Source organism: Sneathia sanguinegens (assembly GCF_001517935.1).
In the GTDB taxonomy this organism is placed as follows: Bacteria; Fusobacteriota; Fusobacteriia; order Fusobacteriales; family Leptotrichiaceae; genus Sneathia; species Sneathia sanguinegens.
This window is the reverse complement of the sequence record NZ_LOQF01000006.1, coordinates 1-16525: the sequence shown is the minus strand read 5'-3', so window position 1 is coordinate 16525 and position 16525 is coordinate 1. Positions and strand designations below refer to the sequence as shown.

Annotated in this window: 17 protein-coding genes; 13 read left to right on the top strand and 4 right to left on the bottom strand. The window is 26.5% G+C overall.

Going from position 1 to position 16525, the window contains the following annotated elements; all coding sequences use genetic code 11:
* Positions 1 to 9 precede the first annotated feature (9 nt).
* The 4 genes from rho to AWT65_RS03535 are packed head-to-tail and all read right to left on the bottom strand — an operon-like array spanning position 10 to position 3417.
* Positions 10 to 1242 carry a transcription termination factor Rho gene (rho, locus tag AWT65_RS03550; RefSeq protein WP_066729433.1) on the bottom strand — a complete coding sequence of 411 codons (1233 nt, stop codon included), beginning with the start codon at positions 1240 to 1242 and terminating at the stop codon, positions 10 to 12.
* Complete coding sequence (miaB, locus tag AWT65_RS03545; protein ID WP_066729576.1) at positions 1242 to 2576, bottom strand: tRNA (N6-isopentenyl adenosine(37)-C2)-methylthiotransferase MiaB; 1335 nt, start codon at positions 2574 to 2576, stop codon at positions 1242 to 1244. The genes rho and miaB overlap by 1 nt, the downstream gene beginning before the upstream one ends.
* A gap of 15 nt (positions 2577 to 2591) precedes the next feature.
* The gene (locus tag AWT65_RS03540; protein WP_066729431.1) at positions 2592 to 3197 is read right to left on the bottom strand and encodes a ribonuclease H family protein; all 606 of its coding nucleotides are present in this window, start codon (positions 3195 to 3197) and stop codon (positions 2592 to 2594) included.
* A gap of 7 nt (positions 3198 to 3204) precedes the next feature.
* Entirely contained in the window at positions 3205 to 3417 is a 213-nt protein-coding gene (locus AWT65_RS03535) for a heavy-metal-associated domain-containing protein (RefSeq protein WP_066729430.1), read from the bottom strand.
* Between the two features lie 158 nt (positions 3418 to 3575).
* Here AWT65_RS03535 and AWT65_RS03530 point away from each other — a divergent pair, with 158 nt between their 5' ends.
* The 13 genes from AWT65_RS03530 to AWT65_RS03470 all read left to right on the top strand — a co-directional run bounded on the left by AWT65_RS03530 (position 3576) and on the right by AWT65_RS03470 (position 16309).
* Positions 3576 to 5072 carry a carbon starvation CstA family protein gene (locus AWT65_RS03530; RefSeq protein ID WP_066729429.1) on the top strand — a complete coding sequence of 499 codons (1497 nt, stop codon included), beginning with the start codon at positions 3576 to 3578 and terminating at the stop codon, positions 5070 to 5072.
* A gap of 56 nt (positions 5073 to 5128) precedes the next feature.
* Complete coding sequence (locus AWT65_RS03525) at positions 5129 to 6331, top strand: helix-turn-helix transcriptional regulator (RefSeq protein WP_066729427.1); 1203 nt, start codon at positions 5129 to 5131, stop codon at positions 6329 to 6331.
* 208 nt (positions 6332 to 6539) lie between these two features.
* The gene (locus AWT65_RS03520) at positions 6540 to 7253 is read left to right on the top strand and encodes a hypothetical protein (RefSeq protein WP_066729425.1); all 714 of its coding nucleotides are present in this window, start codon (positions 6540 to 6542) and stop codon (positions 7251 to 7253) included.
* Positions 7254 to 7396: 143 nt separating this feature from the next.
* Complete coding sequence (gene mraZ / locus AWT65_RS03515) at positions 7397 to 7843, top strand: division/cell wall cluster transcriptional repressor MraZ (protein WP_232292788.1); 447 nt, start codon at positions 7397 to 7399, stop codon at positions 7841 to 7843.
* 8 nt (positions 7844 to 7851) lie between these two features.
* A complete protein-coding gene (gene rsmH, locus AWT65_RS03510; protein ID WP_066729423.1) occupies positions 7852 to 8766 on the top strand; it encodes a 16S rRNA (cytosine(1402)-N(4))-methyltransferase RsmH in 915 nt (304 codons plus the stop codon).
* A gap of 4 nt (positions 8767 to 8770) precedes the next feature.
* On the top strand, positions 8771 to 9100 hold the full coding sequence (locus AWT65_RS03505) for a hypothetical protein (protein WP_066729421.1): 330 nt from the start codon (positions 8771 to 8773) through the stop codon (positions 9098 to 9100).
* Positions 9101 to 9297: 197 nt separating this feature from the next.
* Positions 9298 to 9681: a helix-turn-helix domain-containing protein gene (locus AWT65_RS03500; RefSeq protein WP_066729419.1), complete on the top strand. Its 384-nt coding sequence runs from the start codon at positions 9298 to 9300 to the stop codon at positions 9679 to 9681.
* Positions 9678 to 10082 (top strand): ImmA/IrrE family metallo-endopeptidase, encoded by a 405-nt coding sequence (locus AWT65_RS03495; protein WP_066729414.1) that lies wholly within the window; start codon positions 9678 to 9680, stop codon positions 10080 to 10082. The genes AWT65_RS03500 and AWT65_RS03495 overlap by 4 nt, the downstream gene beginning before the upstream one ends.
* Positions 10083 to 10164: 82 nt before the next feature.
* Positions 10165 to 13650: a pyruvate:ferredoxin (flavodoxin) oxidoreductase gene (nifJ, locus tag AWT65_RS03490; protein WP_066729412.1), complete on the top strand. Its 3486-nt coding sequence runs from the start codon at positions 10165 to 10167 to the stop codon at positions 13648 to 13650.
* 9 nt (positions 13651 to 13659) lie between these two features.
* On the top strand, positions 13660 to 14100 hold the full coding sequence (locus AWT65_RS03485) for a type II secretion system protein (protein WP_066729410.1): 441 nt from the start codon (positions 13660 to 13662) through the stop codon (positions 14098 to 14100).
* Positions 14090 to 15064: a ComEC/Rec2 family competence protein gene (locus AWT65_RS03480; RefSeq protein WP_066729408.1), complete on the top strand. Its 975-nt coding sequence runs from the start codon at positions 14090 to 14092 to the stop codon at positions 15062 to 15064. The genes AWT65_RS03485 and AWT65_RS03480 overlap by 11 nt, the downstream gene beginning before the upstream one ends.
* Before the next feature lie 48 nt (positions 15065 to 15112).
* Positions 15113 to 15592 (top strand): ABC transporter permease, encoded by a 480-nt coding sequence (locus AWT65_RS03475; protein ID WP_066729406.1) that lies wholly within the window; start codon positions 15113 to 15115, stop codon positions 15590 to 15592.
* A 456-nt stretch (positions 15593 to 16048) separates the two neighbouring features.
* A complete protein-coding gene (locus AWT65_RS03470) occupies positions 16049 to 16309 on the top strand; it encodes a hypothetical protein (RefSeq protein ID WP_066729404.1) in 261 nt (86 codons plus the stop codon).
* Positions 16310 to 16525 lie beyond the last annotated feature (216 nt).

Genomic DNA, 16525 nt, shown 5'->3' with positions numbered 1-16525 from the left:
TACACCTCATTACATTAATTCATATTTTATATTATCAATTAGTTCAGCATTTGTGCTATATTGTTTAAGTAAATCAAGTAAATATTTTAATGCTTCAGCTTCATTACATTTCATTAATTTTCTTCTTAAAGCCCAAATAAGATCTAATTCTTTTTTTGCATAAAGTAAATCTTCTCGTCTAGTACCACTTTTTATTATATCTATTGCAGGGAATAGGCGTAATTGTTGTAAAGTTCTATCAAGAATTATTTCCATATTTGCAGTTCCCTTGAATTCTTCAAATATGACTTCGTCCATACGACTACCAGTATCAATAAGAGCTGTTGCAATTATTGTAAGACTACCACCTTTCCGTATATTTCTAGCTGCTCCAAGGAATTTTTTTGGCATATATAAAGCTTTTGGATCTATACCACCACTTATTATTTTACCACTTGATGGAATAACAATATTGTATGATCTTGCAAGTCTTGTTAAACTATCCATTAGTATTACAATATTTTTCCCCTTTTCAACCTCTAATTTTGCAGCTTCTAATACTTTTTCTGTAACTTTGATATGAATATTAGGATCTTCGTCAAAAGTTGCAGAATATACTTCAGCTTCTTTGACATTTTCTTTTATATCGGTAACTTCTTCTGGTCTTTCGTCTATTAAAAGAATCCAAACATCAATGTCCTTATTATATTTTATAATATCATTTGCCAGTGTAGTCAATAGCACAGTTTTACCTCCTTTTGGAGGAGCAACTATAAGTCCTCTTTGACCTTTACCTATAGGAGCAATAAGATCAATTAATCTTGATGAAATTTCACCTTCGCCTAATTTTATTTTTTCATTTGGATAAGCAGGTATTAATTCATCAAAAACAGGTCTATTAAGAGCTTTATCAATAGTATCACTATTTATAAATTGAATTTTTATTAGACCATAATTTTTTTCAGTACCTATAGGAACTCTTATTTCACCACAAATAACATCACCTTGTCTTAGGGCAATTTTTTTTATTTGTGATATAGAAACATAAACATCGGCATTAAGATCTGTATTTCTTAAAAAACCATAACCATCATTCATTATATCAAGTGTTCCAACAGTATATAATTTTCCTTCTTCTTTTGCTAATTGAACACAGATATTATTAATTAGGTCTTCTCTTATCATAGACTTGTAATTTTCAATTCCATGTTCTTTTGCAATTTCTCTAAGCTTAGTTGTTTTATATTTTAATAATTCGTCCACTATTTCACCTTCTTTTTCAAATTTCCATATAAAGTCCAAGTATTGGTATGTGTTATTTCTACATTTACAAAATGACCTTTTAAAATATCCATATTTTCTTTTGGAAATAGTACAATTTTGTGTGTAGATGTTCGTCCATAAAGCATATCTTTATTCTTTTTACTTTCACCTTCAACAAGGACTTTAACAACTTTACCTATATATTTTTGGCTTAAATTATATGCAATTTTATCTTGCATATTCATAAGAGTTTTTAGTCTTTGATTTTTTATTTCATCACTAATTTGATTTTTATATGAACTAGCTGGCGTATTTTTACGCTTAGAATACATGAACATAAAAGCATTTTCAAAGCCAACTTTTTCAACAACTTCTAAAGTTTCTTTAAAATCTTCATCGGTTTCTCCAGGGAAACCAACTATAATATCTGTAGTTAAGGCAATATCAGGTATTTCTTTTTTTATTTTAAAGGCTAATTCAAGATATTGTTCTTTAGTGTAACCTCTTTTCATTTTTTTTAATATTTTACTTGAACCAGATTGTAGAGGTAAATGTAGCATTCTTGAAATTTTTGGATTTTCTTTTATAACTTTAATAACATCATCTGTAAAATCTTTTGGATGAGGAGATATATATTTTATCCAGAAATTACCTTCAATATTTGCACTTTCTCTTAGTAGATTTGCAAAGCTAGTTTTTTCATCTTTTCTTAAATCATTTCCATAAGAATTAACATTTTGACCTAAGAATAGTATTTCCTTATATCCTTTTTTTGTATATTTTCTAACATCACTTAAAATTTCATCTAAAGGAACAGATCTTTCTCTACCACGAACATGAGGAACTATACAAAAAGTACAATAATTATTGCAACCATAGCTTATTGCTATAGAAGCAGAGATATCATTTCCAAAGTCAGCATCGACTCTTTTAGGTAATACATCTTTGTTATTGACCATAACAATATTATTTATTTCATTTTTTACGATACCATCAATTAAATCTGGTAACATTGCAATATTTTGATTTCCAATAACTAAATCAACATAGGGTGTACGCTTTATAAAGTTTTCTTTTTCTTCTTGTGCTAGACAACCTGTAACACCAATTATAAAGTCATTTTTATTTTCTTTTATTTCTTTTAATCTACCAAGTTCACTATATACTTTACTTGCAGCACCTTCTCTAACTGTGCAAGTATTTATTAAAACTAAATCAGCATCTTCAGCTTCTTCAACCATGTCGTAACCTATATCTTGTAACATATTAGACATTTTTGCACTTTCATTATAGTTCATTTGACAACCATAAGTTATTATATGTGCTTTTCTTATACTCATAGACAACTCCTATTTATGAAAACCTAAATCAGCAGGATTTATATCTCCAGAAATTCTAGATATTTTTCCGCCTTTAAGTTTATATTCAATATATAATTTATTAGTTTTTTCAATTAATTCTATAGTATCACTATCAATGTTTGCTTTATTATATCTACAATTAATCCAATAATCTATAACTAATTTACTATCACCACAAATTAATTTTATATTATATTTTAGTGCTAATTTTAAAGCAAAAAAAGCTCCAGTTAATTCACCAAAATTATTGGTTCTATTTTTTGCAACTTGATAATTACCATATTTATTTATTAAATTTTCTGGAATAATTTTAGACAAAATAGATTGCCTATTTATATTAGTAACTCTTACTTCTACACCAATTCCACGACCAGTTCCTGCATCAAAGTATATTGCATTTTCGTCAAGACTTGGATAAATATTTTCTTTTTTTTCATAAATACAACCATTTTTTATCCATTCTTTTGCAGAAGAAAGAGTTGAAAATTTCTTATATCTACTCTTTTTATTAGTAGTTAAATTTTTGCATTCTTCCCAGGTGTTAACAACACCACTTTTTTGTTCTTTTATTAAATAATAAGCATAATATGACATATTGCACCTATTTTATATCAATTAAAGTAAAAGGACCAGCTGATTTTATTACTGATTTTAAAACATCTGTAGATATTGCAGAATTTAATTCAATTTCAATTTGATTTGTATCAAGATCGACTATAACATCTTCAATTTCTGGTAAACTGAATAAATATTTAGAAATTTTATCAGCACAGTCATTACAAGTCATGCCAGATAAAAATAAAGTTTTTTTCATATTTTTTTATTCCTTTCATTATTTTGTTCAACACAATTTATGTATATTAATTATATCATAAATTAAAAAAATTGATAATGCTTATTTGAAAAAGTTGCATATTGTGAAAATCATGTTAAAATATTGTTATAGAATAATATATTAACTTAGGAGGAGTTATGTATACATTTATTTTATCATTAGTTATCCTAATATTAGGGTACATATTTTATGGAAAATATGTAGACAGTGTGTTTGGTTCTGACAATTCAAGAAAAACACCTGCCATCTCACAACCTGATGGGGTTGATTATGTTCCATTATCAACATTTAAATCATTATTTATACAATTTTTAAATGTAGTAGGAACAGGACCTATATTTGGTGCAATAGCTGGAGTAGCATTTGGTCCAATGGCATTTGTATGGATAGTTTTAGGATGTATATTTGCAGGAGCAGTGCATGATTTCTTCAGTGGTATGTTATCTGTTAGAAGCAAAGGTGCAACAGTAGGTGAAATTGTTGGTGAAAACTTAGGAGAATTTGCAAGACAAGTAATGAGAGTCTTTTCAATAATTCTATTGGTTTTAGTTGGAGTTGTATTTTTAACTTCACCAGCACAAATATTAACAACTTTGATTTGTGGAAAAATGGATAATAAAATATTTAATATTTTCTTAGTAATAATATTCTTATACTATATTTTAGCAACTATTTTGCCAGTTGATAAATTGATTGGAAGATTGTATCCATTATTTGGACTAGCATTATTCTTTATGGCAGTTGGTATTTCAGTTTCATTAATTTATATGAATTTAACTGGAAAATATTATACACCAGAAATTACTGAATTAGCTAAACAAATTAATTATAACCATAAATTTACATTATTCCCATTCTTATTTATCTCTATTGCTTGTGGTGCTATAAGTGGATTCCATGCTACTCAATCACCTATAATAGCAAGATGTATAAAAACAGAAGCAGATGGTCGTAAAGTATTCTATGCAGCAATGATAGGTGAAGGAATTGTAGCTACAATATGGGCAGCAGCAGCAATAACTTTATTTGGTGGTACAGATCATTCATTAGCAGCACATTTGACAGGTTTGGCTGCAGCAGGTAAAGCACCAGTAGTAGTTAATAAGGTTGCAAAAATAACATTAGGTAGTGTAGGTTCAGTATTGGCAGTATTAGGAGTAGTTGCAGCACCAATAACTTCAGGAGATACAGCATTTAGAGGTGCAAGACTTGCTATAGCAGATATATTGAAATTAGATCAAAAATCTATTAAAAATAGATATTTAATAGCAATACCTTTATTTGTAATAGGTGCAATATTATCACAAGTAGATTTTAATATTATTTGGAGATATTTCGCATGGTCTAACCAAACATTAGCAATGATAGGACTATGGTCATCATCAGTATGGTTAATGAAGAGAAAGAAAAATTATTTAATAACATTTATACCTGCAATATTTATGACTATGGTTTGTATTACATATATAATAATAGCACCAGAAGGATTTGTAAGATTCTTTAGCGGAGCTAGCCAAACTACAATATTAACTGTAGGGGCTGTTATAGCATTGATTATAACAATTATAGGTATAGTAATGTTCTTTAAGAAAAAAGCAGAATATAGTTTAAACAACAAATTTATAGAAGATTAGTAAAAAGTACTGACCCCCTTTATGAAGGAGGTCAGTTTTTTATAGGAGTTTATCGTATGTATAGTAGTGATAGTATTACAAGATATAATGAAGAAAAAAGCATAAGCATACAGGCTAGAATATTAGAAAATAATAAAGAGTGTTTGTATATTAGTGATAAATTGCTTTACATAATAGAAGGTAAGGCAAAAATGAAAATAAATAATAGGGAATATTCAATTGAAAAAGCTACAATTGTAATTATTAGTCCCTACAGTATAGTAGAAATTTTTGATATAGAAAAACCTTTGAATTATATTATACTATCATATAACAAATTACATTTAAAAAATATTTTAAATAATATAAATAATACAGATATGAAAATATTTGATATTGTTAATAAGTATGATATTAGTAAATTAAATTATGAGTATGCAAATAAAGTAAAAAAAATAATGCTTGAAATTAGAGAAGAAATAGGCGATGAAAGTATTTTAGAATTAGATATAGATAAAGATAAGGATAAGCTTACAACATTAAAGGTAGTAATAAAAATAGTAGAGTTATTAATAGAAATAACAAGAAATTTAAATTCAAAAAAGCAAAAAACAAGCCTTTCTCTTAGTCAGACTATTATAAAATATATTTATGCTCATTCTAGTGAGAAATTAAGTATTATGAAACTTGCTACGATATTTTTTATGAGTGAAGCTGAGGTAAGAGAACATATAGATAAATTCTCTTCTTTAACTTTTAAAGAAATATTATATAAAATTAGATTACAAAAAACTAAAGAATTGTTACTTTATACAGAATTGAATTTAGATGAAATAGCAGAAACTGTCGGCTTTGTAGATGGATCGCATATTACAAAAATTTGGAAATTAAAGAAAAATATGACACCAGCAGTGTATAGGCAAATATATAAGACATCGCTATTTAACATAACAAAAGAAGATAAAAATGTTGCCTTTGAAATAATTGATTATTTAATAAATAATTACAATAAAGAGTTAGATGTTCAGAATATATCAAAGTTATTTGGTTTAAATGAAATAAAATTAAATAAGTTACTTTTACTTTATGTAGATAAAAATTTTAATTCTTTCTTGAACTATACAAGAATTAATAGGTCTTGTGAGTTGTTGTTAAATACAAATAAATCAATAATAGATATATGCTTTTTGGTAGGATATAATAATATAAAAACATTTAATAATAATTTTAAAAAGTACAAAAATATAACACCAACAGAATTTAAAAATTCACTTGTTTGAAAAGTTTGTAATATGTTAAAAGGTAGTATTTACAGACTTTTTTTGATAGTTCTTAAAAATAAGTTAAAAAAGTTATTTCAATATATAATTTACTGTGGCAAATTACGAAAAAAAGTTTTCAATTAAAATGTAAAGTTATATTGAAGTAATTAAGAGATATATTATAAAATTGATTTGTTTATTAAAATAAAGTTATGGAGGGAAGAGCGTGTCAGATTCTAAAAAAGATAAAATATACAGAATCCTAGAATTATACACTAAATTATTAAATGGTGAGAGTATTAAAAAAAGTGTTGTTGCAAAAACTATTGGAGTTAATGAAAGAAGTATCCAACGAGATATAGAGGATATAAGGGAATATTTATCGAAAGGAATTAGAAAAGAAGATTTCACTGATGCGATAGCTTATGATCATAAAGAAAAAAATTATTATCTATTAAAAATTAGTGATAACAAGTTAAGTGAAGCAGAAGCTGTTATTATTTGTAAATTATTAATAGAAAGTAGAGCATTTAGTAAAAAAGATATTTTGAGAATAAATGATACTATTTTGAAATATAGTTCAGGAAATTTTGATAAAAGAGAAATAAAGAATATTTTAGATGAAGAATATGAACTATATGATGAAGATAATTATAAGGTAAAAAATATAGAAAAATTATTAGAAATATATAAGGCTATTAGAACAAAAAGTAAATTAAAAATTGAATATAATAATGAAATAAGTGTAATAATTCCAACGATGCTAATATTTGATAAGGAAATATTATTAGTTGGTTTTCTAGAAAATGAAGATGGCTTAATGCAAGAAAATGAAGAAAAAAGTTATAAAATAAATAAGATAAGAAGAATGAAAACATTGGGAAGACACAATATAAAATTTAATGAAAAGAAGCTTATTTTAAACAAAAAGGGACTTTGAGTCCTTTTTTATTTAAAATAACTCAAATAGAGAATTTTACAAAAAAGTAAAATTCTTTTTTTTTATAAAAAAACTAATAAAAAAGCTTGATTTTTCAAAAAAAATGGTGTATAACTTTAATAAGTGGAAGAAAGTGGTAAAAAGTGGCGAAAAGTGGTGATTTTATGTTTTCAGGGGAATATAATTGTAAAATTGATAGTAAAGGAAGAATTACTTTTCCGTCAAAATTAAGAGATCAACTAGAAGGAACTACTTTTTTTATCACAAGAGGTTTGGAAAGATGTATTGATTTATTTACAGAAGAAGTGTGGAATGAAAAAATAAAAAAATTATCAAAACTTAGTATGACAAATCCAAAACAAAGAGCTTATTTGAGAATATTTTTATCAGCAGCTACAGAGCTAACTTTTGATTCGCAAGGAAGAATAAGTATACCAAAGGCACTTAAGGAATATGCAAATATGAAAAAAGAAATTACAGTTACAGGTATAAATGATAGAATTGAAATTTGGGATACTGAAACTTGGAATGTATATCTTGGAGAATCAGTGTTGAATTATGTAGAAATAGCAGCAAGCTTAGAAGATTAGGAGGCAGAATGTATCATAAACCTGTGTTATATAACGAAGTTATTGAAAATATGATTAAACCAGAGTATAACATATATGTTGACTGTACCTTAGGTGGTGGTGGTCATTCTGAAGGAATACTTAAAAATAGTAAAGCTAAGTTGATTGCTATAGATCAGGATGATGAAGCTATTAAATTTTCAACAAAAAGATTAGAAAAATATTCAGATAGAGTTAAAATATTCAAGAATAATTTTAGTAATTTAAAATATGTTTTGTATATGGCTGGCTATGATAAAGTTGATGCTATTTTAATGGATATAGGTGTTTCATCTAATCAATTAGATAAAATAGACAGAGGATTTTCATATAAGAAGGAAGCCTTTCTTGATATGAGAATGAATAAGGAAAAAGAACTTACAGCATATGAAATAGTTAATAAATTTACTGAAGAAGAAATAGCAAATATAATATTTAAATATGGTCAAGAGCCGAAAGCTAGAAGAATAGCAAGATATATTTGTAAGTATAGAGAAGAAAATGAAATTAAAACAACTACACAATTAGCAGAATTGGTTATAAGAGCAATAGGAAAGTCAATGAAGAAACATCCAGCTAAGAGAACATTTCAAGCACTTAGAATATATGTTAATAATGAACTAGAGGTTCTAGAAAAAACAATTGATGATGCTATAGAATTACTTAATAAGGGTGGAAGATTATTGATAATTACATTTCATTCATTAGAAGATAAGATAGTTAAGGAAAAATTCAGATATTATGAAAATCCTTGTACTTGTCCTAAGGATATACCAATTTGTGTGTGTAAAAAAAAATCATATGGAAAAATTATTAATAAAAAAGCCATAGTAGCAAGCGATTCTGAATTAGAAAGTAATAATAGAGCACATTCAGCTCAACTTAGAATATTTGAAAGGATTTAAAAATATGGAAAGAGTAAAAAGAGGTATAAATAGTAGAGTAATAGGTAATAAAAAAGTTAGTACAAAAAGTAGAATAATTTCAGCAGTATTATCAATGCCAAGTGCTTGTGTTTCATTGGTATTAGTTTTTGCTGCAATAAATATTTTTTCATCAGCAAGTCTATATGCAAGTGCAAGAAATAATGAAGTATTAAGACAACAATTAGTCGCTTTACAAAAAGAAAATTCTAGTTTAGAAGAAAAGAAAGCAAACTTAGTTAATATTAGAGAAATCCAACAAAAAGCAAAATCAATGGGTTTTGTTCATAATACTACTATTAATTATGTTAAGTAAGTTGATAATTGTCCTATATTTAAAGTATACAGTATAAAAAGTTTCTTGTCAAGAAACTTTTTGAAAAAAGTTGATTTTTAATACAATGAAATAGAAAGCTAGATTGAATCTTGCTTTTTTTTGTTTACTTTTAAGAAACTATATTAAAAAAGTTGATTTTTAGTAAAAAGTAATATATAGTATTAGTAGGTGATGTTATGAATGTCGGAGATAGAATAAAAGAAAAAAGAAAGGCTAAGAAAATGACCTTAGCAGAATTAGGTGAAAAACTTGGCTTACAGAAGTCAACACTATCTAAATATGAAAAAAATTTAATAAATATACCTAGTGATAAATTAGAAAAAATAGCCTATGTACTTAATACAAGCCCTCAATATTTGTTAGGCTTTGAAGAGGATTATGACTTTGTGGATACAAGTATGCTTAATGAAGAGCAAAATAAAGAATTAGAAACAATATTATCAACTAATAATATTATGTTTTTTAAAGGAAATATAGCTAATTTAGAAAATAAAGAAATGCTTCGTAAATCTATAACAAAGGTATATATAAAAATGCTAAAGGATAATAATGAAATATGATAGAAGAAGTAGTTCGTTATTCTAAGAAACTCAAAAATGAGTATTCAAGTATAGAAGAGTTACTAGATGAAAATGATATTATTTTAATAGAAGATGAATATATAAATGAACTTGAAGCATATACTATTAAAATACGAAATAAAGATTTTATAGTTATAAATAAAAAAATTCGAGGATTAGAAAGAAACTTTATTATCTGTCACGAAATATATCACATTTTAAAGCACGATATAGATAGTAGGTGCTTTAGCAGGATAAGAGGAAATGATAGATGTGAAATAGAAGCTAATATTTTTTCTATATTCTTTTTAGGTATACAGAACTATATATCTACAAATACAAAAATTTCAAAAATAATAAATCAAACAATAAATACAATAAGTTCAAGTTGTTTTTTCTAACTTTACAATTAAATTTATTATTGATATAATTAAGTAAGACTATTGCGATATAGAAAATTGCCTAGTATGAGAGGAGAAATAAATGAAAACTATGGACGGTAATCAAGCCGCCGCATATATTGCATATGCTTTTACAGAACTTGCAGCTATTTATCCTATTACTCCTTCATCTACAATGTCTGAATATATAGATGAATGGGCTTCACAAAATAAGAAGAATATTTTTGGGCAAACAGTAAAATTAATTGAAATGCAATCAGAAGCAGGAGCAGCAGCTGTTGTACATGGTGCATTGCAATCAGGAGCTTTAGCAACAACATTTACAGCATCGCAAGGGTTATTACTTAAAATTCCAAACATGTTTAAAATATCTGGAGAATTGTTACCGGGTGTTATTCATATAGCATCTCGTAGCATTTCAACTCATGCCTTATCAATCTTTTGCGATCATCAAGATGTATATAGTGCAAGGACAACAGGTTTTGCAATTCTAGCGAGTGGTTCAGTACAAGAAATAATGGATATTGCACCAGTTGCACATTTGTCAACCATAAAGGGTAGAATTCCTTTTATGCACTTTTTTGATGGTTTCAGAACTTCACATGAAATACAAAAAATTAATGAAATATCCTATTCTGATTTAGAAAAATTAGTTGATTACGAAGAATTAAAAAAATTTAGAAAAAGAAGTTTGAATCCTGAAAAACCAGTTACAAGGGGTACATCACAAACTGAAGATATTTTCTTTCAAGCAAGAGAATCACAAAATTTATTTTATGAAAAATTACCCGATATTGTAGCAGAATATATGGGGAAAATAAAAAAAGTAACTGGAAGAGAATATAAGCCATTTATGTTTTATGGGGCAGAAGATGCAGAGTATATAATAATTGCAATGGGCTCAGTTACTCAAACTATAAAAGAAGTAGTAGATTATTTAAATGAAAAGGGGAAAAAAGTAGGACTTATTACTGTTCACTTATATAGACCATTTTCAAAAAAATACCTATTTTCAGTTGTTCCAAAGACAGTTAAAAAAATAGCTGTTCTTGATAGAACCAAGGAACCAGGTGCTTCTGATCCTTTATATCTAGATATTAGAAATGCCTTTTATGATTCAGAATTAAAACCTGAAATAGTTGGTGGAAGATATGGTTTATCATCAAAAAATACAGGTCCTAGTCATATACTTAGTGTTTTTGAAAATCTATTTCAAAAAGAATCTAAAAATGATTTTACCATTGGTATAATTGATGATGTAACCTTTAAATCTCTTAATGAAAATAAGGAATTTTATCTTGAAAAAAAAGAAATAGAATGTCTTTTTTATGGTTTAGGTTCAGATGGTACAGTAAGTGCTAATAAGAATAGTATAAAGATATTAGGAGAACATACGGACTATTATGTTCAAGGTTTTTTTTCATACGATTCCAAAAAAGAGGGTGGCTTAACTAGATCATATTTAAGAATTTCTAAAAAAGAAATTAATGCACCATATTTAATTGAAAGACCATACTTTGTAAGCTGTTCAAGTTTTGCATATTTGTCAAAATATGACTTGCTAGAGAATATAAAGGAGGGTGGAATTTTTCTATTAAATACACTATATAACAAGGAAAGTATAGTTGAAAAATTACCAGATGATTTTAAGAAAAAATTAGCAGAAAAAAAGATTAGACTATATATAATAAATGCAACAAAATTATCATATGAATTGAAGATGGGAACAAAAATAAATACCATAATGCAATCAGCTTTCTTCTATTTAATTAATATAATTGATTATGAACAAGCAAAGAAATATATGAAATTTTATGCAGACAAGGTATATTCAAAAAAAGGTCTTGAATTTGTACAAAGAAACTATGAAGCAATTGACTTGGGTGATAAGGTAGTTGAGGTTAAGGTAGATGAAAATTGGAAAAATTTAAATTTACTTATGAAAGAGATGAAATTATCAACTTTTATGCAAAAATTAATGAATCCGATAAATTCACTTAAGGGTTCAGAAATACCAGTTTCAGCTTTTAGAGGCTTTGAAGATGGTACTTTTTTACCAGGTTCAAGTGCATTAGAAAAAAGAAATATTGCAAGTCAAGTTCCACATTGGATACCTGAGGCTTGTATACAATGTAATCAATGTTCTTTTGTCTGTCCGCATGCAACAATTAGACCATTTTTACTAGATGATGAAGAATTGAAAAAAGTACCTAATGTAATACAAACTTTAAAACCTGTAGGAAGAGGAATGGAAAATTATAGATTTGTTATACAAGTATCTCCTGAAGATTGTACGGGTTGTACAGCTTGTGTAGATATCTGCCCTACAAAGGCCTTGGTAATGAAGCCAACTAATGAAGAAATAGAGAATGGTACAGCAGAAAATGCAAGATATATTTATGAAAAAGTTAAATACAAGGATAAACTATTACCTAAGACTTCGGTCAAAGGTTCACAATTTGCAAAACCTTTATTTGAGTTTTCAGGGGCTTGTGCAGGTTGTGGTGAAACACCATATATTAAACTTTTAACACAGTTATATGGAGATAGAATGGTAGTAGCTAATGCTACCGGTTGTTCATCAATATATAGTGCCTCAGCTCCTTCAACAGCATTTACAACTAATGAATGTGGAAGAGGACCAGCATGGGCATCATCATTATTTGAAGATAATGCAGAATATGGTTATGGTCTATTTGAAGGAAGTGAAGCTGTAAGAAGAGAATTATTACAAGATATATCTCAAGTTATTAATGAAAAAAGTGCTAGTATAGAGTTGATAGAAGCATTTGAACAATTTATTGAAAATCAAACTGATGAAAATGCTGATAAGGCTCGAGAATTGTTAGAAAAAGAAAGAATGAATAGTGACTTATTACAAAAAATATATGATTTGAAGCAATATATGCTTAAAAAATCTATATGGATAATAGGAGGTGATGGTTGGGCATATGATATTGGTTTTGGAGGCTTAGATCATGTGTTAGCTAGTGGAGTAAATGTTAATGTATTAGTTTTAGATACAGAAGTATATTCAAATACAGGTGGTCAAGCTTCAAAGGCGACACCTTTGGGTGGAATTGCGAAGTTTGCAGCAAAAGGTAAAAGAACTAATAAAAAAGATTTGGCTGCACTAATGATGACTTATGAAAATGTCTATGTAGCAAAAGTTGCTATGGGAGCTAATCAAAATCAAACTATAAGGGCTTTTAAAGAAGCATATGAATATGATGGACCATCATTAATAATAGCATATTGTCCTTGTATAGAACATGGGCAAAAAGGTGGTTTATCTAGTCAAAGTGAAGAAAAATTAGCTGTTGAAGTTGGTTATTGGAATCTACTTAGATTTAACCCGAGCTTAATTGAAAAGGGTAAAAACCCCCTACAAATAGATTTCAAAAAACCAAATTTTGAAAAATACAGGGAATTTTTAATGAATGAAAATAGATTTGTTCGTCTAGTTAATGAAGATCCGAAAGAAGCTGAAGAAATTTTGGAAGCTAATAAAAAGGATGCTATAAAAAGATTTGGCTACTATGAAAGATTATCAAAACTAGATTATTAGGGGGGCTGTATGAAGAAAAATTATGGTTTTACTTTGGTTGAGCTTATAATTGTAATTTCTCTTATTTCTTTAACAAGTTTTTTTATTATCACAAACTATAACCGTAGTATTAATAGGGCAAGAAGCTATAATATAAAAAATAAAATAATTAATACTATGAACTATTTGCAAAAAAAATCTAATGTAGATGAAAAAATGTATGAAATTGTTTTTAATTTGGATAATAATAAAATAGAATATATAGGAAATACTTTAAAATTAGATGATAGATTCATATATGAAACAAATAATGTTGAGCATAATTTCACAAGAAAAATAACAAAAAAAGGGAATATTGACAGAGGATTTACAATAATAATCAAAGATAAAAAATCTAAAAAAATTTATGATAGACTGAGCTATAATACAACCAATGGGTTGAATATTGCAGTATTATCAAATGAAAGTTAAAATTCTATTACTATTTATTTTAATATATCCCATATATCTATACTTAAATACCTACAAAGGAAATGAAGAAATTGTAAGTAAAGGGGTATATGTAGATGGGAATAATATGATAGTAAAAAAAATAAATGGAAAGCTATTAATAAAAAAACAATTACTTAGTAATGAATATGAGATAAAGGGTGCAGGAAGCTACACCCTTTATTTCAAAGATAATGAAGTAATTGCCATAAAAGAAAGTAGATTTAATATATTTAGAAGACTTTTGGATAAAAGATTAAAAAATATATTCAGTAAAGAAATCTATAAATTTTCAAAAGCAATATTTTTAAATGAAAAATATTATTTAGAAAAGGATATAAAAATAAAGTTTAGACTGTTAGGTCTAAGCCATTTATTAGCCATATCGGGTCTACATTTCACATTAATTTATACTTTCGCTCAAAGAGCATTGTATTTTCTTGATTTTAGAATAAAAGAAATTTTTTGTTTGGTGATATTAACAATATATGTGTTCACTGTTGGCTTTGTGCCGTCAATTTCAAGAGCATATCAAATGCTATTTTTTTTGATACTTGCTAAAATTTGCTATGAAAGTATTTCCACAAAAAAAGCATATTTTCTATCTTTTGCATTCTCTTTTTTATATAATCCCTACCAAATAGGTGAAATTAGTTTTGTATTGTCATATGTTGCAAGTTTTTGCACAATCTTTTTAGAAGAAAAAAATTTATTATTAAAAAATCTCTATACACAATTAATATTAACGCCTTTTACCTGGATATATTTTAAAAAGATATATGTTTTTTCATTTCTTATTAATATCGTAGCAATTCCTTTGTTTACTATTTTAATTTATCTTTTGGTACTCACATTAATATTTCCTAACTTTATTCTAATTAAATTAACAGAAGAGTTTTTTTATTCTTTATTTAAAATATTACAATTTTTTACTCTTGAGTTTTAAGGATATGTATAGGATAATAAAGTATAATATAAAAAAGAAGGTGTGCATATGCTTTTATTTGCAATTATTATTTCCTGTTTCATTCTTTTTATACTATGTATTTTAAAAACTGGAACAGATGAGAAAAATTTAAAAAATTATGGATCTTATCCAGATGAGGTGCAAAGACAAATAGAATTAATTGAAGAATATAAAGGTAAATTTAAGAAAAAGGATAAATTTGCTACATGGATTTTAAATTTTTTCATATTTACCATAATATTTTTCTTTTTAGGTCTTTTCATTCGTAAGACAAAGTTTTTATATAATTTTATACAACTAATAATTTTAGGAGAAATTTTAAATGTTTTTGACCTCGTAATTATTGACTTATTATGGTGGAGAAATACAAAGCGTATAAGGTTAGTGAAAATACAACAAAAAGAGCTTTATCAGAATCCAAAAAAACATATTGAAGCATTCAAAAGAGCAGTTCTTATGTACTTCTTTATTGCACTTCTTGATGGGTATATATTAACTTTGTTTTAAAGAGAATGAATAACAATATATTATTGTAAAATAAAGAATGTAAATAATATGTTTAAGTAAAGAAAATATTTTAATAATAACACAAGTAAAGATGCCAATTTAGGTGAAACATTTGATATAACTAGAAGAAAGGTAGATAATAGACAGTTAGCAATGTTGATGCAAAAAATGGCAGATATGTAACGGATAATGTAGAAATTTTTGTAAGTCAAGATACAACAGGGAAAACAAAAAAGAAAATCCTAGATTCACTGAAATACAAATAGGAAAGAAATTTAATTTCTTAGATAAAGGTATTAGTGGTGTTGTGGCAGGTCAAATAAATTCAACTTTAAAGGATGTTGTAGTTGGATCTCAATTGAAATATTAAGGTTGTAAAAGATAAAAATGGTAAATTCCATAAAGGAACTTTATGTGGAGAAGAAGTAGAAGCAAAAGATTCAAAAGAAGCAGTTAATGGAAGGCGACTATATAACCAAAGGCGAAGTTGATGAAAAAGTTAAAAATATTGAAGGTGTAGGGCTAGGTGTAATGCTTGGGGATAAGAAATCAAGAATGAAATATCGAGAAAAATCTCAAAATGTTAAGGAGCTTGAAGAAATAAATGAAAAGCAAGATGCAGAAATAAAGAATTTAAAAGATAAAGTTTCATTATTTGAAAAAGAGAATAAAGAAATCAAAGAAATGCTTATGAAATTATTGGAACAAAAAAAATAAATTCTATTTTAAATAAGTAGTTTTAGGCTTAAAAAAGTTTAGAACTACTTTTTTTATTTAATTTTACAAAAAGTTAAAAAAATGAAAATAGCAGTATTTACAATAGTTTCAGCATATATGGAAATATAACACTTGTTATAATAAATACTAACAAACTTAGTGTTTTTAGGATTTTAAGGCTAAAAAAATAAATTTTTAACAAAAAAAAAAAAAAAA

What these genes read in the sequence shown, in the direction of transcription:
- AWT65_RS03540 (WP_066729431.1), bottom strand. Translation starts at nt 3,197, where the DNA reads ATGTCATATTATGCTTATTATTTAATAAAAGAACAAAAAAGTGGTGTT.
- AWT65_RS03535 (WP_066729430.1), bottom strand. Translation starts at nt 3,417, where the DNA reads ATGAAAAAAACTTTATTTTTATCTGGCATGACTTGTAATGACTGTGCT.
- AWT65_RS03530 (WP_066729429.1), top strand. Translation starts at nt 3,576, where the DNA reads ATGTATACATTTATTTTATCATTAGTTATCCTAATATTAGGGTACATA.
- AWT65_RS03525 (WP_066729427.1), top strand. Translation starts at nt 5,129, where the DNA reads ATGTATAGTAGTGATAGTATTACAAGATATAATGAAGAAAAAAGCATA.
- rsmH (WP_066729423.1), top strand. Translation starts at nt 7,852, where the DNA reads ATGTATCATAAACCTGTGTTATATAACGAAGTTATTGAAAATATGATT.
- AWT65_RS03505 (WP_066729421.1), top strand. Translation starts at nt 8,771, where the DNA reads ATGGAAAGAGTAAAAAGAGGTATAAATAGTAGAGTAATAGGTAATAAA.
- AWT65_RS03500 (WP_066729419.1), top strand. Translation starts at nt 9,298, where the DNA reads ATGAATGTCGGAGATAGAATAAAAGAAAAAAGAAAGGCTAAGAAAATG.
- AWT65_RS03495 (WP_066729414.1), top strand. Translation starts at nt 9,678, where the DNA reads ATGATAGAAGAAGTAGTTCGTTATTCTAAGAAACTCAAAAATGAGTAT.
- nifJ (WP_066729412.1), top strand. Translation starts at nt 10,165, where the DNA reads ATGAAAACTATGGACGGTAATCAAGCCGCCGCATATATTGCATATGCT.
- AWT65_RS03485 (WP_066729410.1), top strand. Translation starts at nt 13,660, where the DNA reads ATGAAGAAAAATTATGGTTTTACTTTGGTTGAGCTTATAATTGTAATT.
- AWT65_RS03480 (WP_066729408.1), top strand. Translation starts at nt 14,090, where the DNA reads ATGAAAGTTAAAATTCTATTACTATTTATTTTAATATATCCCATATAT.
- AWT65_RS03475 (WP_066729406.1), top strand. Translation starts at nt 15,113, where the DNA reads ATGCTTTTATTTGCAATTATTATTTCCTGTTTCATTCTTTTTATACTA.
- AWT65_RS03470 (WP_066729404.1), top strand. Translation starts at nt 16,049, where the DNA reads ATGGAAGGCGACTATATAACCAAAGGCGAAGTTGATGAAAAAGTTAAA.